At 63.2% G+C, this 20,937-nt stretch carries 17 protein-coding genes and 1 pseudogene; 13 read left to right on the plus strand and 5 right to left on the minus strand.

Annotation, left to right across the window (positions count from 1 at the left end):
- The first annotated feature begins 110 nt into the window (after window positions 1–110).
- A complete protein-coding gene (locus PV760_RS11940; RefSeq protein WP_354627824.1) occupies window positions 111–3,572 on the plus strand; it encodes a proline dehydrogenase family protein in 3,462 nt (1,153 codons plus the stop codon).
- A gap of 160 nt (window positions 3,573–3,732) precedes the next feature.
- On the opposite strand, the gene PV760_RS11945 is transcribed toward PV760_RS11940, so the two are convergent.
- Entirely contained in the window at window positions 3,733–4,653 is a 921-nt protein-coding gene (locus tag PV760_RS11945; protein WP_354627825.1) for an oxygenase MpaB family protein, read from the minus strand.
- A 98-nt stretch (window positions 4,654–4,751) separates the two neighbouring features.
- Window positions 4,752–6,194 carry an MFS transporter gene (locus tag PV760_RS11950; protein WP_039239599.1) on the minus strand — a complete coding sequence of 481 codons (1,443 nt, stop codon included), beginning with the start codon at window positions 6,192–6,194 and terminating at the stop codon, window positions 4,752–4,754.
- A gap of 96 nt (window positions 6,195–6,290) precedes the next feature.
- Between PV760_RS11950 and PV760_RS11955 the strand changes: the two genes are divergently transcribed.
- The 6 genes and pseudogenes from PV760_RS11955 to PV760_RS11980 all read left to right on the plus strand — a co-directional run bounded on the left by PV760_RS11955 (window position 6,291) and on the right by PV760_RS11980 (window position 11,916).
- The gene (locus PV760_RS11955) at window positions 6,291–6,683 is read left to right on the plus strand and encodes a MarR family winged helix-turn-helix transcriptional regulator (protein ID WP_018778087.1); all 393 of its coding nucleotides are present in this window, start codon (window positions 6,291–6,293) and stop codon (window positions 6,681–6,683) included.
- A 110-nt stretch (window positions 6,684–6,793) separates the two neighbouring features.
- Window positions 6,794–7,498 carry a hypothetical protein gene (locus tag PV760_RS11960; protein WP_354627826.1) on the plus strand — a complete coding sequence of 235 codons (705 nt, stop codon included), beginning with the start codon at window positions 6,794–6,796 and terminating at the stop codon, window positions 7,496–7,498.
- A gap of 218 nt (window positions 7,499–7,716) precedes the next feature.
- Window positions 7,717–8,349: an ECF RNA polymerase sigma factor SigK gene (gene sigK, locus PV760_RS11965; RefSeq protein ID WP_181423317.1), complete on the plus strand. Its 633-nt coding sequence runs from the start codon at window positions 7,717–7,719 to the stop codon at window positions 8,347–8,349.
- Window positions 8,350–8,685: 336 nt separating this feature from the next.
- A complete protein-coding gene (locus PV760_RS11970) occupies window positions 8,686–10,233 on the plus strand; it encodes a M23 family metallopeptidase (RefSeq protein ID WP_354627827.1) in 1,548 nt (515 codons plus the stop codon).
- 95 nt (window positions 10,234–10,328) lie between these two features.
- Window positions 10,329–10,810: pseudogene (locus tag PV760_RS11975) on the plus strand (glutathione peroxidase).
- A 140-nt stretch (window positions 10,811–10,950) separates the two neighbouring features.
- Window positions 10,951–11,916, plus strand: coding sequence for a phosphodiesterase (locus PV760_RS11980; RefSeq protein WP_018778080.1), 966 nt, complete (start codon window positions 10,951–10,953; stop codon window positions 11,914–11,916).
- Here PV760_RS11980 and PV760_RS11985 read toward each other — a convergent pair.
- Together PV760_RS11985 and PV760_RS11990 are read right to left on the minus strand one after the other, a co-directional pair.
- A complete protein-coding gene (locus tag PV760_RS11985) occupies window positions 11,894–13,309 on the minus strand; it encodes a stealth family protein (RefSeq protein ID WP_018778079.1) in 1,416 nt (471 codons plus the stop codon). The two genes, PV760_RS11980 and PV760_RS11985, sit on opposite strands and share 23 nt — an antisense overlap.
- Before the next feature lie 229 nt (window positions 13,310–13,538).
- Window positions 13,539–14,459 carry a Cof-type HAD-IIB family hydrolase gene (locus PV760_RS11990; RefSeq protein WP_055977010.1) on the minus strand — a complete coding sequence of 307 codons (921 nt, stop codon included), beginning with the start codon at window positions 14,457–14,459 and terminating at the stop codon, window positions 13,539–13,541.
- Window positions 14,460–14,604: 145 nt separating this feature from the next.
- Here PV760_RS11990 and PV760_RS11995 point away from each other — a divergent pair, with 145 nt between their 5' ends.
- Both PV760_RS11995 and PV760_RS12000 read left to right on the plus strand, forming a co-directional pair.
- Window positions 14,605–14,904, plus strand: coding sequence for a type II toxin-antitoxin system VapB family antitoxin (locus PV760_RS11995; protein WP_018778077.1), 300 nt, complete (start codon window positions 14,605–14,607; stop codon window positions 14,902–14,904).
- A gap of 58 nt (window positions 14,905–14,962) precedes the next feature.
- Window positions 14,963–15,607 carry a LytR C-terminal domain-containing protein gene (locus PV760_RS12000; protein WP_354627828.1) on the plus strand — a complete coding sequence of 215 codons (645 nt, stop codon included), beginning with the start codon at window positions 14,963–14,965 and terminating at the stop codon, window positions 15,605–15,607.
- Between the two features lie 76 nt (window positions 15,608–15,683).
- Here the strand turns inward: PV760_RS12000 and PV760_RS12005 are convergent, their stop codons facing one another.
- Entirely contained in the window at window positions 15,684–16,379 is a 696-nt protein-coding gene (locus PV760_RS12005) for a TetR/AcrR family transcriptional regulator (protein WP_018778075.1), read from the minus strand.
- Between the two features lie 117 nt (window positions 16,380–16,496).
- Between PV760_RS12005 and PV760_RS12010 the strand changes: the two genes are divergently transcribed.
- The 4 genes from PV760_RS12010 (at window position 16,497) to PV760_RS12025 (ending at window position 20,894) form a co-directional block, all read left to right on the plus strand.
- Window positions 16,497–17,495: a LacI family DNA-binding transcriptional regulator gene (locus PV760_RS12010; RefSeq protein WP_039239608.1), complete on the plus strand. Its 999-nt coding sequence runs from the start codon at window positions 16,497–16,499 to the stop codon at window positions 17,493–17,495.
- A 182-nt stretch (window positions 17,496–17,677) separates the two neighbouring features.
- On the plus strand, window positions 17,678–19,012 hold the full coding sequence (locus PV760_RS12015) for an extracellular solute-binding protein (RefSeq protein WP_026267213.1): 1,335 nt from the start codon (window positions 17,678–17,680) through the stop codon (window positions 19,010–19,012).
- A 35-nt stretch (window positions 19,013–19,047) separates the two neighbouring features.
- Window positions 19,048–19,995, plus strand: coding sequence for a carbohydrate ABC transporter permease (locus PV760_RS12020; RefSeq protein WP_354627829.1), 948 nt, complete (start codon window positions 19,048–19,050; stop codon window positions 19,993–19,995).
- A gap of 2 nt (window positions 19,996–19,997) precedes the next feature.
- On the plus strand, window positions 19,998–20,894 hold the full coding sequence (locus tag PV760_RS12025; RefSeq protein ID WP_018778071.1) for a carbohydrate ABC transporter permease: 897 nt from the start codon (window positions 19,998–20,000) through the stop codon (window positions 20,892–20,894).
- Window positions 20,895–20,937 lie beyond the last annotated feature (43 nt).

Consider the following 20,937-nt stretch of genomic DNA (forward strand, 5'->3'; position numbering starts at 1 on the left):
GATTCGGGATGGGTAATCAATATTCGTCAGAAAAGATCGCTTTTCCTAATGAGATTGTAGATCCATACTGATGGAAACAAACAAACTTCTCCGTCTCAGAAGGAGCCCCCATGACCAGCACCCTCCCGGATGCCACCGCCCCGCGCACCGAGGAATCGGGGCAGTTCGATGCTCTGGCCCAGGAAGCCATTGCCTTGGTCCGCCACTGGTTGACTGAAGCCGGCAAGATCCCCGTGGACGTCTCCGCCCAGCGCCTCGCCGGCGTCCTGAAGGACCCGAACGGCCTTGACTTCACGGTTGGATTCGTCGACGGCGTCATCCGCCCCGAGGACCTGTCGGTCGCCGGCCGTAAACTCGCCGAGCTCGCCCCGAAGGTTCCCAAGTTCCTTCCCTGGTACATGCGCAGCGCTGTCCGGGTGGGTGGCGTCATGGCCCCGATCCTGCCGCAGATTGTCATCCCGATCGCCCGCCGCGTGCTCCGCGAGATGGTGGGCCACTTGATCGTTGACGCCACCGACGCCAAGCTCGGTCCGGCCATCGCCAAGATCCGCCAGGACGGCGTGCACCTGAACGTGAACCTCCTCGGCGAAGCCGTCCTGGGCGAGCACGAAGCCCAGCGTCGTCTGGAAGGCACCCTGAAGCTGCTGGCCCGCGAAGACGTTGACTACGTCTCCATCAAGGAATCCTCCACAGTTGCTCCGCACTCCCCGTGGGCCTTCGACGAAGCCGTCGACCACGTTGTTGAGAAGCTCACCCCGCTCTACCGCCTCGCAGCGTCCTTCCCCAAGCCCAAGTTCATCAACCTGGACATGGAGGAATACAAGGACCTCAGCATGACCATCGCGGTGTTCAAGCGCATCCTGGACATGCCGGAGTTCAAGAACCTGGAAGCCGGCATTGTCCTCCAGGCCTACCTGCCTGACGCACTTGGTGCCATGCAGGAACTGCAGGAGTGGGCCTCCGCCCGTCGCGCCGAAGGTGGCGCACCCATCAAGGTCCGCGTCGTCAAGGGTGCCAACCTCCCCATGGAGCAGGTTGAAGCCTCGCTGCACGACTGGCCGCTGGCTACCTGGGGCACCAAGCAGGACTCGGACACCAGCTACAAGAACGTCATCAACTACGCCCTCACCCCGGAGCGCGTTGACGCCGTCCGCATCGGCGTCGCCGGTCACAACCTCTTCGATGTTGCCTTCGCCTGGCTCCTGGCCAAGCAGCGCGGGGTTACTGAGGGCATCGAGTTCGAAATGCTCCTGGGCATGGCAACCGGCCAGGCCACCGCGGTCCGCAAGGATGTCGGCAGCCTCCTGCTCTACACACCGGTGGTCCACCCGGGCGAGTTCGACGTCGCCATCGCCTACCTGATCCGCCGCCTCGAAGAGGGTGCCAGTCAGGAAAACTTCATGTCCGCGGTCTTCGAACTCAGTGAAAATGAGAGTCTCTTCAAGCGCGAGCAGCAGCGCTTCCTGAGCTCACTGGCCAACATGAAGAGTGAAGTTCCGGGGCCCAACCGCAAGCAGGACCGCCGCCTTCCGGCCGAACCCGCCCCCACCGAGGGCTTCCGCAACACCCCTGACACCGACCCGGCACTCCCGGCAAACCGTGCCTGGGGCCGCGACATCCTCAAGCGCATCCCGGGATCCACGGCCGGGAACAAGATCGTCGAATCCACCAAGGTTTCCGACGCCGCCGAACTCGAGCAGATCATTGCCTCCGCCGTTGACGCCGGGAAGGCCTGGGGCGCCCGTCCCGCCGCCGAGCGGGCAGCCATCCTGCACCGCGCCGGTGAAGTCCTTGAGGCCCGACGCGCCGAACTCCTGGAGGTGATGGCTTCCGAAACCGGCAAGACCATCGACCAGGGCGACCCCGAGGTCAGCGAAGCAATCGACTTCGCGCACTACTACGCCGAGCGCGCCAAGGACCTGGAAACGGTCGACGGCGCCACATTCGTCCCAGCGAACCTCACCGTGGTGACACCACCGTGGAACTTCCCCGTGGCGATCCCCGCAGGCTCGACGCTCGCAGCGCTCGCCTCAGGTTCCGCCGTCGTGATCAAGCCTGCAAAGCAGGCCCGCCGGTCCGGTTCGGTCATGGTGGATGCGCTGTGGGAAGCCGGTGTGCCGCGTGACGTTCTGGCGCTGGTGCAGCTCGAAGAGCGTGAACTGGGAACCCAGCTGGTCTCGCACCCGAGCGTTGACCGCGTGATCCTCACCGGTGGCTATGAAACCGCTGAGCTGTTCCGCTCCTTCCGCCAGGACCTGCCGCTGCTCGCCGAGACCTCCGGCAAGAACGCCATCATCGTCACCCCGAGCGCCGATCTTGACCTCGCAGCCAAGGATGTCGTGTACTCGGCGTTCGGCCACGCGGGCCAGAAGTGCTCGGCCGCTTCGCTGGTGATCCTGGTGGGCTCGGTCGCGAAGAGCGCCCGCTTCCACAACCAGCTGATCGACGCCGCGCGCTCCCTGACCGTTGGCTACCCGGAGAACGCCACCACGCAGATGGGGCCGATCATCGAGCCCGCCAACGGCAAGCTCCTGAACGCCCTCACCACCTTGGGCGACGGCGAAACCTGGGCCATCAAGCCCGAGCGCCTCGACGAGACCGGCCGCTTGTGGTCCCCGGGCATCCGTTCGGGCGTCAAGCGTGGCTCCTACTTCCACCTGACCGAGTTCTTCGGCCCTGTGCTGGGTGTCATGACAGCTGAAACCCTCGAAGAAGCCATCGCCATCCAGAACGAGATCGAATACGGCCTCACCGCCGGCCTGCACTCCCTGGACTCAGCTGAAATGGGTGTCTGGCTGGACAAGATCCAGGCCGGAAACCTGTACGTCAACCGCGGCATCACAGGTGCGATTGTGCAGCGCCAGCCGTTCGGTGGCTGGAAGAAGTCGGCCGTCGGTGCGGGAACCAAGGCAGGCGGACCGAACTACCTGATCGGGCTCGGCTCGTGGGTGCCAGCCGAGGCCAAGGGCCAGCGGGGCACCGTCCTTCAGGGTGCTGCTGCCCAGCTCCTCGCTGCAGCCAAGTCCGCTGACGTGACCGCCGAGGAATACGAGACCCTCCAGAAGGCACTCTTCAGCGACGCAGCAGCCTGGGAATCCGAGTTCGGCACCTGCAAGGACGTCTCCGCCCTGACAGCAGAGCGCAACGTCTTCCGTTACCGGTCCCTGCCCGTGACCATCCGCCTCTCCGAAGGCGAGCGGCTCGCTGAGCTGATCCGCGTTGTGGCAGCCGGTGCAGTGGCGGGCTCGAAGCTCACGGTGAGCTCCGCCGTCGCACTTCCTGACGCTGTGGTGACCGCTTTCGCCGGTCTGGGCGTCAACGTGCGGATCGAGGACGACGCCGCGTGGCTGGGCCGTGCGGCCAACTTCGACGCCGGCCGGATCCGCTTGATCGGTGGCGACTTCGCCGCGCTGAGCGCAGCGATGGGTGGCCGTCCCGACGTCGCGGTGTACCACGGCGCCGTGACCCAGGCCGGACGGATCGAGATGCTGCCGTTCCTCCGCGAGCAGGCGGTGTCCATCACGGCCCACCGCTTCGGCACCCCGAACCACCTGTCGGATCACCTGATCTAGTTCGCGCGCCGAGGGGTGAGCTCTCGGCACAATAAATGCCCGTAAAAGGTTGAAAGCCAACCCCTCGGCGAACCCCACACAAGGTGAGGTCCCGCTGAGGGGTTGGCTTTCTGCATTTCGCGGGTTCCCCAAAAGGGTGAGAGCTCGCCCCTGGGTGATGTCAGGCGGCGTAGCCGAGACGTTGCAGTCTTTGCCGCGCCGCCTGTTCGCTGGGGCCGTGTGGTCCCAGAGCGAGCCGGACCATGCCCAGCACCACCCTCGCCGCCGTGATGACCGGCAGCGGGACGAAGCCCAGCTGGGCACGCTGGAGCCCCAGCAGTTCCCTGTACTTCGGTTCAAGGCTTGCGACGGCGGCCGCGAACAGTATGCGGTAGCCGGGCTTGAGGAGCGGGCTCAGGGGAGGGTGCCGAATGAACGAGACGGTCTCTGCCAGGCGGTCATCCGCCCGGAGGATGCCAGAGGCGTACCAACCCTCCAGCTCGTCACGGACCTGCGCTTCGGTGAGCGGCGGATCTTGAACGCCGATGAGTCGGCCTGCCGCAGCCCATTCGCGGACGTAGGCGTCGGCCCCGCCCGGGATGGCAGCACCCCAAATGCGGTTGGCCGTGAGGAACGAGTCGGCGTAGGTGACGTGGACCCAGCGGAGGAGTTCGGGATCATTGGCCGCGTACGGTCGTTGGACGCCGAGCCCATCCACATAGGTCCCGCGGACGCGTTCGTGGATCCTGCGCACCACGGCGGTTGCGGACTCGGCCGCTTCGGTGGATCCGTAGGTCACGGTGAAGATCCACCGGACCGTGTTAGCCAGGCGACCCAAGGGGTCCTTCTGGAAACCCGAGTGCTCATACACTCCGGCCAGCGCGCCGGGGTGGAGGGCCTGCATCAGCAGGACCCGGATGCCTGCCACGATGGTGGCGACGTGGCCGTGAACCGCCCAGACGGCCGAGCCCGGGAGGTGATATCCGGCGTCGTTCCCTTCCGCCAGGCGCGGCACCCACTCAGGCGGCGTCCCCGACGTGCCGGTGAACGTGCGCTGCAATTCGTGGCGGTACTCAGTGAGGTAATTCCTCATGCATCCCATGAGACCGCAGATTCGCCAGACCGTACAGAGGGAGTTTCTGTACAGCTAATGCCCTTATGAAGGGCTCATAAGGGCATTAGCTGTACAAAAACTCCGGGTTAGGGGCGGACGCGACGACGGGAAGGCGCTGCGGCCACCAGAAGGGCGGCAATTGCGACGGCGGCACTCAGGATAAGTCCCGGACGGTACTGTTCCAGCATGGCTTGGGCGCTGACTGTTCCCGCGGCCTGGCCGTGACCGCTGACCAATGCGGTGGTGACGGCGAGGACCAGCGCCGCCCCAACCTGGGTGCTCGTTTGGATCAGGCCCGCAGCGAGTCCCTGTTCGGAGTCCTTGATCCCGGCTGTGGCCTGGACGTTGATGGAAGGGAAGGCCAGGGCAAAACCGACGCCCAGCAGGACCACCGAGGGCAGGATGTCCAGGGCGTAGTTCGGAGTTGTGCCCACGCGGAGGAAGAGGACGTAACCCAGGCCGAGGGCGGTAAGGCCGGTGAGGATCAGCTGCGTAGCCCCGAACTTTTCGATGAGCCGGTCCGCAAACGGTGCGCTGGTGGCCACCAGAAGGCCGGCCGGCAGCAGAGCCAGCGCCATACCCAACGGTGTCCAGCCGAGGACGGACTGCAGGAACATGGTGACGATGAACTGGAAGCTCAGGTAGGACCCGAACAGTCCCACGGCGCTGAGGTTGGCCCTTGCTACCCAGCCTTCCTTCAGGATGCCGAAACGGATCAGCGGATGCTTGACCTTGTTTTCAATGATTGCAAAGGCTGCCAGCACGGCGACAGAAACTGCGAACCCGGCGATTGTTGCCACAGATCCCCAGCCCTGCTCCGGTGCTGAAACCAAGGTGTACACAAGGCCGAGCATGCCCAGTGCCAGCGTCACCGCACCCCAGATGTCGTGTCCGCTGTTTTCGGCGGACGGCTTGTCCTTGGGGATGAATTTGATACCCAGCAGGACCACGACGACGGCGATCGGGACGGAGACCAGGAAGGTCCAGCGCCAGCTGAGGCTGGTCATCAGGCCGCCGACCACCAGTCCCAGCGAGAATCCGCTGGCTCCGAACGTTGTGAAGATGGACAGCGCCTTGTTGCGCTCGCGTCCTTCGGCAAAGTTCGTGGTGATGATCGAGAATCCGGTAGGTGCGGTGAAGGCCGCTGCGAGGCCCTTCACGAAACGCGTGGCGATCAGGACAGCGGGGTCGTCCACCAGGCCGCCAAGGAGCGACGCTGCGGCGAACACCGTCAAGGCGATGAGGAAGATTCGACGGCGGCCCAGCAGGTCCGCGAGGCGGCCACCAAGGAGCAGCAGGCTGCCGTAACCAAGGACGTAGGCAGAGACGATCCACTGCAGCGAATCGGTTCCGAGGTGGAGTTCTTGTCCGATGGATGGAAGCGCGACGCCAACCATGGATACGTCCAGCCCGTCCAAGGCCAGGACGGTGCAGACGACCATCAACAGGAGCCATTGGGCCCGTGTCCAGCGAACAGCTGAAACCAAGGGCGGCTCGGCAGAGGTTTTGAGGGTGGTGGGTGAGGTCATGCGATCAATCTATATGACACGTCATTCAATGACAAGGAATATGACGCGGAATCTTATGACGTGGATTTTAAGTGGTTCATGAACTAGAATCGGGGCATGGCAACGACGCGTGACCGCCAGCTGGAAGACCGTGAACTGGTCGAGCAGTGGCGCGACATCCAGAGCTCCTACTTCCGAACCGCAGGAGCAATCGACCGCGCCCTGGAAGCCAAATTCGACATCGGCCTCAATGAGTTCGAAATCCTTGACCTCGTGGCCGAGAGCGAAGAGTCGTCGTGCCGCATGAAGTCCCTGGGGGAGCGGACCCCCATGACGCAAAGTGCTGTCTCCAAAGTGGTGGACCGCTTGGAAAAGGCGGGCTTGGTGTCCCGGCAGACCTGCGAAGAGGACCGCCGCTCGCTGTTCCTGGAACTTACTGAGGCGGGCCGTGCGCTCCACTCCACCGCCGCCGTCGAACACCGCGCGCTGCTCAAGGAAAACCTGGGCTGATCCGGCCGCGGGCAAACCCCGGGCGTCCCGGGGGGCTCCCTCAGTGGAACATTGACACTCGAAAACTTAGGCCCGTTTACACGTGCCCTATGTTGGTTCATAGTCGAGCCATGAGAGAGGCTGGCATTCTTCCTGAGGACGCCCCCGACCCCCGTGTCGCATGGGCCGACAATCTCAAACTCATGCCCATTCCGATCATTGGACTCGCGCCCCAACCTTCGCTGGAGGACACGGACTCCGTCGGGCTGACCTATTGCTTGGATGATCGTGGATACAGCGATATGACCGCGAGCATCACCTACACTCTCTGGCGAAACCCGGATGATCGCTCAGACCCGGTAAACCTTGCAGACCTCGACGAAAAGACACGCAGATCGATCGAGGAAGTTCCGCCATGGCCCCGGCCGCGCTGGCTGATCGAGCAGGTGGAGCGACTGCGCTACCCGCAATTGTGGGAGGCCGTGCGAACGGTCTGGCACCGCGATCCATCCGAGCGCTCATCGGTTCAATGCCTCCTGGTTGACCATGTCAACCACATCCTGATGAATCAGTACCGGCAGGAGATTTGGCCGGGCAGCAAACCTTGGGACCAACACGCACCCCCAATAACCGGTCGGGTGGTCAACAGTCAGGTCAGAATCGTCATCAATGGAGTCAGTGTGCCCGGTGCGGAGGTTGATATGGACCCGTTCGTCTACGGCGTCGGCGCCCAACTAGCAACCGGCGGCGTCGTGACGGCCGTGCTTCCACGCGCCGAGCTCAAGAGCATCCAGCTCCAATTCACTACCCGTGTGAAAGGGCCACAGCGCCCGTAAGTCGATCCTGTGCCGGGCGGCTGTGGATCGTACCCCCCCCGGTGAAATGGAGAAATTTCACTCGGAAAACTAGCTAGACAGACTAGTTATATGTATTCTTACGATTGTTCCTGTCGCTTCCCAACGGAGTCGTGATTGTCCTGACTACTTTCATCGAAGATCCACCGTCTGGACTTTGTAATGTCCTGGGCAAACGCACCGACATCACGGATAGCCACGTGGACCTCACTCGATCTACCCTGGACGGCACCGCTGCGCCGCAGGGTAGCGGTGCCGTCCACAGCGATACTCCCGCTCCCGAAGACCACGACACGAATCTCATCGGATTACTGCGGGCTACCGGACAGGGCAGTCAGGAGGCCTTCACAGAGTTTTACGGGCGCACCTCACCTCGGGTTTTTGGGCTGGCGCGCCGAGTGGTCCTGGATCCTGGCCTCGCCGAGGAAGTAGCCCAGGAGGTCTTCATTGTGGTGTGGCGTGACGCGGCAACCTACGATCCTGCAAAAGGTAGCCCGACCACTTGGCTGTTGACGATCGCCCACCGCAAAGCTGTGGACAAGGTTCGTTCGCATCAAAGCAGCAACACCCGCAACGCACGATGGGCCGCCGCGTCCTGGACCCGGCCCTACGACGAGGTCGCAGCCTCGTTTATGGACCGAACGGAAATGCTGCAACTCACGGACTCACTTGCAGCACTATCGCCGTTGCAACGTGAAGCGATCGTCCTGGCCTACTTCGGCTCCCTCACCTACCGCGAGGTCGCCGAAAGACTCTCAAAACCGCTACCTACCATCAAGTCGAGGATCCGGGATGGTCTGAATCAACTTCGAGGACACCTCGGACCCGTCTGAAGGTCAAAGCCGCCGAATACCCACGGTCGGTCAGAGGCCTGGGTGCCGCCGCGCGAAGACCCGCCCGCGTGAGGCCCGCCCTCAAAACTGCCGGTAAAGGGGCCCTTAACGCAACGCATTCACTCGACGGTAGAGGTGCTTTTCGAGCCTGTCGTTTCCCATGAGTATCCACAGCAAATGCGCCCCCGGCGAAGCTCAAGACGTCTTGAGCAAAAACTGATCCAACCTTTCGCTCCACGGCGCCCGCGAAGCCTTTATTTCTGAGGTGATACCCGCAACAATGGTGCTTGCACGCCAGGCTGGGGTTTGGTGCCGCTGGCTTTTGGGGAGTGTTTTGTGGGCAAGCATCATGAATCAGACCGGGCGATTGACCTGATCCGCACTGAAAAATTCCGCCGCGTTCTTATCGCCGGATGCCTTGCGGCCCTGGCCTTCTTCGCCTTCGGCTTCCAGCCCCTGATGTCCGTCCCCGCAGGAAATGTGGACGGAACAGTTGCCCAGGGCGTCGTAGGCCCCACGGCATTGGGGAGCCTTACCCCGCCGGAAGCCGAAACCATGGTCCTTGACCCCACACAGGCGCCCCCCGAGCAAACGCCCGGCACGCCAATGGTCTTCTTTGACCGGGCGATGGTCCGGACAGTAAGCAAGGACGGTTCCACCGGGCTGACGGTGGCTTCGGCCGGACTCTCCCGTCCGCCCGCCGGCAGCCTCTACGCCCCTCTCGAAGTCCTCAATCCTAGTTCCCCCTACGGTTACCGCTACAGCCCACTGACCGGGCTGGCCGGTGAGTTCCACTGGGGGCAGGACTACGCTGCAGCTTGCGGAACGCGTGTTTATGCAGCCGACGCCGGCGTGGTCCGCGCGGTTGGCTGGCACATCTGGGGTGGCGGCAACCGGGTGGAGATCGAACACGGCAACGGCCTGGTCACCACCTACAACCATCTTCAAGCCATCGGAGTGACGCAGGGCCAGTCGGTCCGCGTCGGCGAAGTCATTGCCGAGGTTGGCACCACCGGTTGGTCCACGGGATGCCACCTCCACTTCGAAACAATCGTGAACGGACTCCACACCAACCCCAACGGTTGGACGTACCTGCCCATAAAGCAGGTGGATCCGCTGCAAACCATGACGTTCGTGAACTACCAGCCGGGAGTTGGCACGGGAGCCTCCGCGCCCCAGTGGGCCGTCCCCGTTGCCGACGGCACCAACCGCGCCGTCATCGGCGGCGAACACGAAGAACCCGTCGCGCCACCAGTGGTGGTCCCGCCCGTCACGTCAGTCAACCCGCCCGGCCCTGTGGTGACGTCACCGACACAAACCACGACGCCGGTACCGTCACCGTCCGTGACGGCGACGCAGACAGCACCCGCGACGCCGACGGTCACCCCGACCCCCACAGCGACTCCCACGCCGACGGTCACCCCGACGCCGACAATCACGCCGACACCCACCGATACTCCGACGTCCCCGCCCGCGGTTCCTGAAACCACCACAGCTCCGGTTGCGCCGACGGATCCGGTATCAACCGTCCAGGCACCAACCGTCCAGTCAGCTGTCGCACCGCCGCCGGCCGCCGTCGTCGAACCACCCGCGCCGCCCGCACCCGCGGTCGTGGAGCCCGCACCCGCACCACCTGCACCTGCACCCGCGGTCGTGGAGCCGGCACCTGCGGTGGCACCGATCGTTCCTACGGTTACGCAAGCCGTGGCACCCGCTCCGACGCCTGTGGCCCCGGCACCCGCGCCGACGCCGGTGGCGGTCCTCCCGTCCGCGCTTCCGGTTGTGACGCTCCCGCCCGGTTACATCCTGATCGCACCGGACCTGGTCCAGCGGCCGGACGGCGTAATAGTGCCTTTGTCCACGCTCGTCATTCCCGCTCCCTAAAAACCGCAAGGGCCTGCATTTCGTGGCCCTCAGCCGGCTCCCGTAAGCTCGATGGCGGCGATCCCGCCAGCCGAAGACGTCAGGAAGCGAATCCCATGACCAGCCTTTACAGCATTCCCATCACGTTCAATGACGGCTCCGAAGGTGACTTCGGACGGTTCCAGGGCAAGGCTGTAATGGTGGTGAATGTGGCTTCGGAGTGCGGCTTCACCCGTCAATACGCGGGCCTTGAGGCACTTACGGCAAGTACCGCGGGCAGGGACTGGAGATTCTCGGCGTCCCCTGCAACCAGTTCGGCGGCCAGGAGCCGGGCGCAGATGCGGAGATCGCGGAGTTCTGCGAGCGTAACTTTGGTGTCACGTTCCCGCTGACCAGCAAGGCGAACGTCCTGGGCAAGGAGCAGCACCCCCTTTTCGCCGAGCTCACCCGGGACGACGACGGCCAGCCCGTCAAGGTGAAGTGGAACTTCGAAAAGTTCGTCATTAACCGGGCGGGAGAACTCGTGGGGAGATTCCCATCCGCAGTGGAGCCTGACTCCGAAGACCTTTTGACGGCAGTGGAAAAGGCGTTGGCTTAAGCCGCCAAACCTGAAGGGAGGAAAGTAATTTTCCAACATTCCGCCGGAAATTAGCCAGTTGTTGGCTTGTTGTCTGGTTGGATTGGCCCTACTGGATTGACACGGGAGACGCCGTCTCCCACCAAACGCTAAGGCAAGCTATGGAGCTCATCGAGGCAGAGTACCCCCACCCAGGTCATGTGCTTTTGCACTTAAGCGATCTTCACCTGGTGGGTGGTCCAGGCACGCTCCACGGCTCAGTCGACAGTTCTGCCCGGTTGCAGGAGATCTGCCAACAGATCATTGCTTCCCGGATCAAGCCCGCGGCCATCATTTTTACCGGCGACCTCGCGGACAAGGGCGAGCTCGAAGCCTACAAGCGCCTCCGCGTCATGATAGAGCCGGTCTGCGACGCCCTGGGTGCCAAGGCGATCTGGGCCATGGGAAACCATGACAACCGGGCTAACTTCCGCACCGCCTTCATGGACGCCTCGGAAGCAAGCCAGCCGCAGGACCCTGTTGACCGCAGCTACTTCGTCGATGGACTCCGCATCATTACCCTGGACACCACGGTCCCGGGCCACCATTACGGTGAACTGTCCGAGGCCCAGCTGGACTGGCTGGCAGCCGAGCTCGCGACCCCGGCGCCGGACGGCACCATCCTGGCGCTGCACCACCCGCCGGTCCCGTGCGTGCAGGACCTCGCGGTCCTGGTGGAGCTGCGCGGCCAGGCCGCTCTGGCCGCCGTCGTACGTAATACCGACGTCCGGACCATCCTGGGTGGACACCTGCATTACTCCACGACGGCGAGCTTCGCCGGCATCCCGGTGTCCGTCGCCTCGGCGACGTGTTACACCCAGGACCTGGGCGTGCGCGCGGGCGGGCAACGGGGACGCGACGGCGCCCAGTCCTACAACATGATCCACGTGTACGAGCACACCATAGTGCACTCCGTGGTGCCGATGTCCGGCGGGGTCACCGTGGGCGAACCCGTGGACGCGGCGGAGGTTCAACGGCGACTGGCCGCTGCCGGCATCCGCATCCCGCACGAGTCCCGTGTGGGAGCCCACACTTCCCCGGGAACCCTGACATCGTCCTTGCCGCTTATTTCTCCCAAGGCGCCTTGACCGGGAAGTACTTCTCCAGGAAGTCGGTCACCAGCTCAGCTCGTTCTTCCGAGTCAACCTCAGGGAAGCTGCCGTCGTTCAGGCAGAAGAAGTCCATGTGACGCTTGGCCAAAAGCTTGGGCAGGTAGTGCAGCCCGGCCCACATGGTGGTGTCCACATACCTGACCTTGGCGGCGGTCTGTGTCACGGCGCGGCCGGTCAGCAGGGCGTAATAGTGGTACAGCGAGTTGGTGACCGAGATGTTGTCCGCGGCGCGGAAACGGCTGCCTGCGGTCTTGGCGAACTCGGCGGGGAATTCCTTCTCCATCTGTGCCACCACGCTGCGCCGTAACGGGGCAGCGGTGTGCTCCAGGTGCCGCGTGGTGATGCGGCCGAAACGTTCCCAGAGAAGCTTGCGGTTGACGCGGGCGGCGTTCTCAAAGCCGCTGCGTTCGGCGTCGTTCTCGCCCAGGCCGATGCGGGTGTCCGCTTCGATGAACTTGGTGATGCCGCCGGGCGTGAAGAACATGTCCGGGCCCACGGGCCGGCCAAAGAACATGTCGTCATTCGAGTACAGGAAGTGCTCGGACAGGCCCTCGATGTGGTGGAGCTGGCACTCCACTGCCTGGGAGTTGTGGGTGGGCAGCACGGAAGGATCGGCGAAGAATTCCTCGCTCCGAACGATCGTCACGGCAGGGTGGTCGGCCAGCCACTCGGGGGCGGGAGAATCGGTGGCAATGAAGATCCGCCGGATCCACGGCGCAAACATGTGCACCGAACGCAGCGCGTACTTGAGTTCGTTGATCTGCCGGAATCGGGCCTCATGGTCATCGCCTTCACCAAGGACGGCTTCGGCCTGCTGGGCGCGCCTGCGTGCGATGTACTCGGGATCGCTGCCATCAACCCAGGAAAAGACGATGTCGACGTCGAAATCGATGTCACTGGCGTGGTCGGCGAACATGTTCTCGATAGTGGGCCAAGCCAAACCATGCCGCTGCACGGTTCCGCGGACGGCGTCCTGCCGGAGCATGGTCCGGCGCGTCAGTGAGTTCTCCACGGGGAGTTCCAGGTGGTCGCCTTCGAACCTCCACAGCTCAAGCTGGACGCCCAAGGCGGGGCCGTACCAAAGCCCGCCGCCGACCTCGACGCGGGGGCGGTACAGGCGGAAGATCCGGGCCTTCCTGTTGGCCGAGAGTTCGCCGTCGGCCACCAGCACGGAGGTCTTCTTCCTGGCGTCCACCGTCATGGCGTAGAAGGGCTCGTTCTTGAAGGCAGCAGCCAGTGCATCCCGGACGTCCTTGCGGGACTCCCAGTCGACGGCGATGACCGGACGTTCGTCGTTGCCCCGCACCAGGATGAAATCGATGCCTGCGGCATCCAGCGCGGCCCGCACAGCCAGGAGGTCCGAAACCATTGCCTGTTGAGGTGTCAGGTCGCTGTTGATCAGGGCGTACCGCCCACGGTGACGGACGACGTCGGACCTGTGCTTGAGATGCGCGACGACGGCAGGCGAAACCGCCTCCGCAATCGTGTCCTCTTCGACGGAAGGGCTGCCGTGGTAAATCGGATCGACCTGTGCTTGTGTGATGGCTGTTTCTCCGGGATCTTCGGTGTTTCTGGGTGTAGGTGGTGCTGCGTCGCCGCTAGATGGCCAGGGCCTCGCGCCAGCTGCGGAGGAACGCACCGCCGGCGTCGTCGTGGATCACGTCCTCTGCAAGGTCAAGGTCTGCGGCAGTCAGGATGGTGTAGGGCTTCACCGGTATGCCGTCCGCGGGCCGGACATCTACGTGCTTCACGTCATGATCGTTGTGGTGTAGCCAGTCTGCCATGGCGTAGTCCGTCCGGGAATCTCCCACGGTGCGCCAGGAGAGCGGGGTGATGCCCTGGGCGGCCAGGAGTTCAACGGCCCGGCTTGCTCCAAGGTCCTTGCCCAGGCGCACGGACTCGATGTCCGTGGAGATGATGGTGGGGTCCAGACGGTAGTCCGCGGTGTCATCGGATCCGGGCGCGTGATGGTCCAGGATGGCGGCACTGAGGCCGTGCCGTTCCATGATGCCCAGGGCGTCGGCGTCGAAGAGTTTCTGTTCAGCCAGGTAATCCGCGCTGGCTACGTTCAGGTGCTGCTCCACGGAAACCATGGCGCGCTTTGTCTCATCGAAGAACATGTGGGCGGAGTAATCCTCGGCCACAAGCCGGCGGATATCGTCGCCGTAGGCCTTAGGTACCGCGAGTTCGTGGTCCACGTGGATGGGGCCGGGGCCGTCAGCGGTGTAGCTGAACCACACGGCTCCCTTCTCGCAAATGGCGTGGATCACCGTGTTGGCGGGCATGCCGGCGGCGATCATGGGTTCCATGACCTGCTGGGCGATGAACGCGTCCGAGCGGCCCGTGTTGAAGATGACCGGGATTCCGGCTGAGGCAAGTGCCACCATGTCGGCGATGATGTCCGGTTTGACGTCGCGCGTCACAGGGCTGGCTATGGGGCCATCGACGTCCAGCAGCAGGGCCAGTGCGGGCTCGGTGCGGGCAGCGGCACGGTCAGTACCTGGGAACGGTTGGGTCATGCCCCTATTCTGTCAGTCCCGCAGACCCACCACACAGCTATGACGTCTGTGACGCCCCGCGAAGGATAGTCACCTTTTGGCTACAACCTTCCTGTGCCGCGGGTCACAAGTTCCGTTACGGCGGTATCTTCCATAGGCTTGCAGGGTGATCTTCAAAGCTGTGGGCGAGGGACGCCCGTACCCTGACCATGGATACTCCGCGCCCAGGGACTGGGCTGCCCTGCCCCCGCGCCCTGTCCGCCTGGACGATCTGGTCACCACCAAGCGGACCTTGGACCTGGAGGCATTGCTGGCGGAGGACTCCACTTTCTTTGGCGATCTGTTCCCGCACGTGGTCCAGTACCAGGGCGTGATGTACCTCGAGGACGGTCTTCACCGGGCGGTCCGCACGGCGCTGCACCAAAGGACTGCTATCCACGCACGTGTATTGGTCATCGATGGCTAGGCTGTCCGGTCCGGGGGAGGATAACTCCCGGCCAAAAAAACGTAAGCGTCCCAAAGATGTGACGCAGCTCCATGGCCACCGTGTTGTGACGGGGCCGGAGCTACGGGCAACCTTTGCCGACGACGCCCCGGTCCGGCGAGGCAGCTTCGGGCGTCGTTTGTTCCACGGCATTGTCCTGGTGGTGTTGCTCGGAGTGATCGCTGCGGGCGCAGTTGGTGCCTGGGCGGTCATGAACGGCGTCATCAAAGTCCCGACGGCGATTGCGAGCAAAGCCCCCACCAGCCTGTGCCCTTCCACCACTTTCGACTACGTACCCAACAACACCGTGCGGCTCAACGTCCTCAATGCCACGTCCCGCGGCGGACTCGCGGCAACGGTAGCCGACCAGTTCACTGCCCGTGGATACACAGTGGCGTCCGTGGGCAACAGTGACACCACGTATTCAGGCATCGCCGTGGTGGTATCCGGGGTCAAGGGCCAAGCTGCCGCCTTTAACATCCAGCGCAACCTGGCCGGAACGGACTATTTCCAGGACAACCGCGAAGACGAATCGGTGGACGTCATCATCACCCCGGGTTATGAGGGCCTGGTGGAGCCGCAGCTGGTGGATCAGACTCCCGGCAAGCTCCTCTGTCCGCGTGAGGAACTGCGGATCGCGGACAACTCCAAGTGGCCCATCATCCCCACACGACCCGCAGGCTGACACGCTTGCCGGTTTTCGCCACTCAAAGTCGTGGGCGACGCGGGGATTTGCGTGGCGTCAGCCCGTTTGGGTGGCACTAAACAGTTGGGGTAGCGGTGGCCAGCAGGACCGGCCTGCCGGCGTCGTCGAAACGCGCACCCGCACCCAACTGGATGAAACGCACGGTCTGAGCTGTCTGCGCCTCTTGCGCGGCAAGAAGCCCGACGTCGGAGGCCGGGGGCGGCGGGGGAGTCCCGCCGTCGGGCGTCCGGTTGCGTCGCGCGGCACTTGCCGACAGTGTGCCGTGGATGAGTCGCGCGAGCTGGGTGACGTCGATGTCCGGAAGGTAGCCCTGATGGACACCATCCCGGAGGATGTCCTCGAGCAAGGCGTTGAGGTCGCCCACGTGGTCTGCGAGCTTGGCGAAGGAGCCGGGGGAGAGGACGGCTGCCATGGCCGGACCCGGCGGCAGGTGGCGTCGGCTGAGGTCCTCCACCTGCGCGCGGACGTAGAGGGCCAGCCGGTCCACCGGGTTCTGGAGCGCGGCCAGGGATTCCCGGAGGTCGACGATGAAACGTTCGGTCTCGTCCAGGGCGTACGCGATGAGGAGCTGCTCCATGTCCGCGTAATAGTTGTAGACCGCTGTGCGGCCAACGCCTGCATGGCGGGCGACATCGGTCATGGTCAATCCGGGCAGGCCATGGGTGAAGAGGAGCTCGCCGAAGGCCGTGAGAATCCGACGTTGGGTCTCGGCGCGTTGGGCAGCGTTCGTGGGGGCCGTGATCCTGGGCATATAGACACTTTACAGTGATCTGTCAGCAAACCGGGTCCCGACGCGGTACCCGGGGAACCGGGCGGTAACATCGTGGAAAACGGGAAAATCCGTGAAACATTGCAGCAAGGGGGCGTCTTGCGCGCAACGGTCAAAGACGTAGCGCGCCGCGCGGGGGTCTCACCCAAAACGGTCTCGAATGTCATGAACGGAATCGTTCCGGTGAGTGGACCTACGCGGCTGAGGGTTGAGCAGGCCATGCAGGAGCTGGACTACGTCCCCAACCTCTCGGCCCGTGGACTGCGCAATGGACGCTCGGGTGTGATCGGCCTGGCATTGCCCAACCTCGGCACCCCGTTCTCTGCGGAACTCGCCCAAAGCCTCGTTGAAGTTGCCCATGCCCGGGGCTGGAGCGTGCAGATTGAAGAAACCGGTTCCGACCCCCAACGGGAACAGGAACTGATGACACGTGCGCGGGCCAACCTGATCGATGGCCTGATCCTGAATCCCGTTGTTCTCGATGAGAGTGCCGTGCGGGTGGGTGTGGCGTTGCCTCCGGTGGTCCTGTTGGGTGAGGTGTCGCAAGAACTCGCCGACCGCGTTTTTGTGGACAGCTTTGCCGCGGCCCGGGATATGACCTTGGCCCTGGCCCGCCCGGGGCGGCGCCGCATAGCGGTACTGGGCATCAACCAGGGAAGGAAATCGGCCACCGCCATCCAACGGACCCAGGGATATGAGGCAGCCCTGCGCTCCCTGGGCATCCCGCGGGACGAATCCCTCATGATCGCCTGCGATGAATGGACGCCTGGCTCCGCGGCTGAGTCCGTCATGCGGTATCTCGACAGCAACCCGCTGCCGGAGGCACTCTTCTGCTTCACGGATTCAATGGCCCTTGGTGCCTTGAACGCTTTGTGGAAGCGCGGCGTGCGGGTTCCCGAAGACATTGCTGTGGCCGGTTTTGACGATATTGCCGATGGCCGGTTCGCTGTACCGTCGCTCACCACCGTGTCCTTTGACAAGCGCATGATCGCTTCCGAGGCGTTGCGCCTGCTCACCGAACGTATGGCGGACAGGGGCCATGGACAGCGCATAGTGTCCGTTCCGTACAGCATCGAAGAGCGGGACAGCACCCGATAGGTTCCCGAAGAAAACAAATTGTTGGCGCTAACAATTTCTCTTGCCCTGCACATTACAACGATGTAATGTGAGACCTGCGTCACCCATGGGCCACCTTTTACCCACGCGTGGAGACGCAGCGAAGCCGGACTTTCGTGCAGCATTGTGTGTCCTTTCAGCGGACCCTTCCAAAGGAGTGACGGGTGAAGCAGTTTGAATCTTTGACCGGGAGAAGTTTGTCCCGGAGACAGCTATTGACAGGCTCGGCGCTGCTGGGCGGCGGGCTTTTGGCCACGGGCCTCACAGGATGCGGCGGATCGGCGGGAGCCGCGGCCGTCCCGACCATCAACTTCTGGCACCTCCTCTCCGGAGGAGACGGCACCAAGATGCAGGCCATGATCGCCAACGCCAACAGCGCCAATCCGGGCTTCAAGGTCCACCCAACGGTGTTGGCCTGGGGACCGCCCTACTACACCAAGCTGGCCATGGCATCGGCCGGCGGACGGCCGCCGGAAGTAGCCATCATGCATGCCAGCCGGGTTCCCGGCTATGCCCCCGGCGGCCTCATCGAGCCCTGGGACCTGGGCCTGCTGGCAGAGAACGGCATCACGCCGGAGAACTTTGCCCCGCGTATCTGGGAAAAGAGCCAGCAGGACGGAAAGGTGTTCTCGCTCGCACTGGACTCCCACCCGTTCATCATGTTCTACAACACGGACATCGCCGGTAAAGCGGGGCTCCTGGAAAGCAACGGCCTCTTGCAGGAAGTGAACTCGCCGGACGGATTCAAAGCCATGGCACTGGAGATGCAAAAGGTCACCAAGGCCCACGGCCTCTCCTTCGGATACCTGAACCTCGGCTCGCAAATGTGGCGCCTGTTCTACACGCTCTACAAGCAGCACGGGGCCGAGATCGTACTGACTCCAGGCCAGCCCATGCAGGCCGACAGGGACGCTGCCGTTGAGTCACTGGAATTCATGGCGTCGCTCTTTGATGACACGATCGCGGCCAAGGGCAACGACATCAACACCGGCATCGCCGAGTTTGTCAGGGGCGACTCGGGAATGCTCTTCAGCGGAGGCTGGGAACTGCCCACCATGAAGAAGGCCAAGCTCCCCGTTGACGCTGCCACCATCCCGACGCTCTACGGGACGCCCGCGTCGTACGCCGATTCGCATTCCTTCGTGCTTCCACGGCAACTCGCGGTGGATGAAGAAAAACGCAAGGACGCCTACAAGTTCGTCAGCGACATCCTTAAGGGGTCGTTGTCGTGGGCCGAGGCGGGGCACATCCCGGCATACCAGCCCGTAGTGCAGTCGCAGGCATACCGGGAACTCACCCCTCAAGTCCACTATGCCAACGCCGCAGACATCATCGCTTACGACCCCGAGGCCTGGTTCAGCGGATCAGGCTCGGACTGGCAGAACTATTTTGCCGAGTACATCCAGAACGTACTTCTGGGACGCAGCAAAGCAGCTGAGGGGTGGGACGGTTTCGTGGCCCGCACCAACGACCTTCTATCCCGGCCCAACCCGGTCTGACCGGCACAGCACACCGAGCGACAAAGGAGTCCTTCATGAGTTCCTCTACAGTGTCCCGGCAGACCAGCCAAGTACGGACAAAACCCACTCCCGGCACCAAGACCGGGCCCTCCATGCGCAACAGCAGGGACAACGTGAGCGGCTGGACCTTCGCGGCGCCGTTCCTCGTCTTCTTCCTCGTGTTCCTTGTATGGCCAATCCTGTACGGCTTCTACATGAGCCTGACGGGCAAATCCCTCACGGGAGCCAACGACGTCCTCATTGGATTTTCCAACTACTCCGAGGCCTTTGCCGATGCCGGTATGTGGCGTTCCCTGGGAAACACGCTCTATTTCACCGTGATCAGCACCGTGCCATTGGTGCTGGTGGCGTTGGTGATGGCTGCGCTGTTGAACATCGGCCTTCCCGCCCAGTGGCTTTGGCGGCTTTCCTACTTCGCGCCCTTCCTTCTGGCATCCACGGTTGTCTCCCTGTTCTTCGTCTGGATGTACAACCCGCAGCTCGGACTGATCAACGATTTCCTGTCCAAGTTCGGCATCCCGAAGATCGGGTGGCTCAACGATCCCAATGTGGCCATGTGGTCGATCGTGATTGCAACGCTCTGGTGGACCGTGGGATTCAATTTCCTTCTGTACTTGGCGGCAATGCAAAACATTCCCGCTCAGCACTATGAGGCAGCATCGCTGGACGGCGCCGGAGCCTGGCGGCAGTTCTTCTCCATCACGCTGCCACAGCTCACCCCCACCACGGTGATGATTGTGCTGCTCCAGATCCTCGCTTCCCTGAAGGTCTTCGACCAGATCTACCAGATGACATCCGGCGGTCCGGGCGGATCGACCAGGCCCGTGGTCCAGTACATCTTCGAAACCGGGTTTACCGGATACCGGCTGGGATACTCCGCAGCCATCTCCTACATCTTCTTCGGACTGATCGTGCTGGTCTCTGCCTTGCAGTTCGTCATCACCCGCCGCAGGAGTGCATAGCCATGGCAAATACAACCCTCACCCGATCCATCCCGCGCAGCACTGCCGGCCAGGTCATCCGCCAACCACGCAAGAAGCTGACAGTGGGCAAGGCCGCAGCCGTCGTGGTCGCCGCCGTCCTCGCTGTCCTCTGGTTGGTTCCCTTCGCCTGGGCAACGGTCACCGCCTTCAAATCCGAAGCGGACGCCTCGGCCTCGAAGGTCAGCTGGATCCCGCCGTCGGGCTTTACGTTCGACGCTTTTGCCAACGTCTTCCAAGCCGGCAACATCCCGCTCTGGACATGGAATTCGCTCTACACCTCCGCTGCGATCACCCTCATCACGCTGGTGATCTCCGCCCTCATCGCTTATGCATTGTCCCGGATCGAGTTCAAGGGCAAGAAGGTACTGATGACGGCCATCATCGCCAGCATCATCGTGCCGCCGCCGGTACTCATGATCCCGCTTTTCTACCAAATGCTCGCGTTCAAGATGATCGATACCCCGTGGGCCATCATCCTTCCGCAGGTGATCCACCCCGCCATGGTGTTCGTCCTCAAGAGGTTCTTCGACCAGATTCCGCGTGAACTCGAGGAAGCGGCCGTGATGGACGGGGCCAGCCGGCTCCGGATCTTCATGCAGATCATCCTGCCGTTGTCCCGGCCGATCCTGGCCGCCGTCGCGATCTTTGTGTTCATCGGCGCGTGGAACAACTTCCTGTGGCCGTTCATCTCCACCAACGACGATTCCCTGCTGACCCTTCCGGTGGGCCTGCAGACCATCAAGAGCGCCTACGGCGTGCAGTACGCCCAGAACATGGCGTCGGCATTGCTGGCCGCGCTGCCGCTGATTGTCGTCTTCCTGTTCTTCCAACGCCAGATCATCAAGGGCATTTCCACCACAGGACTTGCCGGGACCTGACCGGTCCGCATTGCTGCACCACCAGACCTGAAACACACAACCA

Source organism: Paenarthrobacter sp. CC6, assembly GCF_040560085.1.
GTDB classification, from domain to species: Bacteria; Actinomycetota; Actinomycetes; order Actinomycetales; family Micrococcaceae; genus Arthrobacter; species Arthrobacter nicotinovorans.

What these genes read in the sequence shown, in the direction of transcription:
- PV760_RS11940 (WP_354627824.1), top strand. Translation starts at nt 111, where the DNA reads ATGACCAGCACCCTCCCGGATGCCACCGCCCCGCGCACCGAGGAATCG.
- PV760_RS11945 (WP_354627825.1), bottom strand. Translation starts at nt 4,653, where the DNA reads ATGGGATGCATGAGGAATTACCTCACTGAGTACCGCCACGAATTGCAG.
- PV760_RS11950 (WP_039239599.1), bottom strand. Translation starts at nt 6,194, where the DNA reads ATGACCTCACCCACCACCCTCAAAACCTCTGCCGAGCCGCCCTTGGTT.
- PV760_RS11955 (WP_018778087.1), top strand. Translation starts at nt 6,291, where the DNA reads ATGGCAACGACGCGTGACCGCCAGCTGGAAGACCGTGAACTGGTCGAG.
- PV760_RS11960 (WP_354627826.1), top strand. Translation starts at nt 6,794, where the DNA reads ATGAGAGAGGCTGGCATTCTTCCTGAGGACGCCCCCGACCCCCGTGTC.
- PV760_RS11980 (WP_018778080.1), top strand. Translation starts at nt 10,951, where the DNA reads ATGGAGCTCATCGAGGCAGAGTACCCCCACCCAGGTCATGTGCTTTTG.
- PV760_RS11985 (WP_018778079.1), bottom strand. Translation starts at nt 13,309, where the DNA reads ATGGTTTCGGACCTCCTGGCTGTGCGGGCCGCGCTGGATGCCGCAGGC.
- PV760_RS11990 (WP_055977010.1), bottom strand. Translation starts at nt 14,459, where the DNA reads ATGACCCAACCGTTCCCAGGTACTGACCGTGCCGCTGCCCGCACCGAG.
- PV760_RS12005 (WP_018778075.1), bottom strand. Translation starts at nt 16,379, where the DNA reads ATGCCCAGGATCACGGCCCCCACGAACGCTGCCCAACGCGCCGAGACC.
- PV760_RS12020 (WP_354627829.1), top strand. Translation starts at nt 19,048, where the DNA reads ATGAGTTCCTCTACAGTGTCCCGGCAGACCAGCCAAGTACGGACAAAA.
- PV760_RS12025 (WP_018778071.1), top strand. Translation starts at nt 19,998, where the DNA reads ATGGCAAATACAACCCTCACCCGATCCATCCCGCGCAGCACTGCCGGC.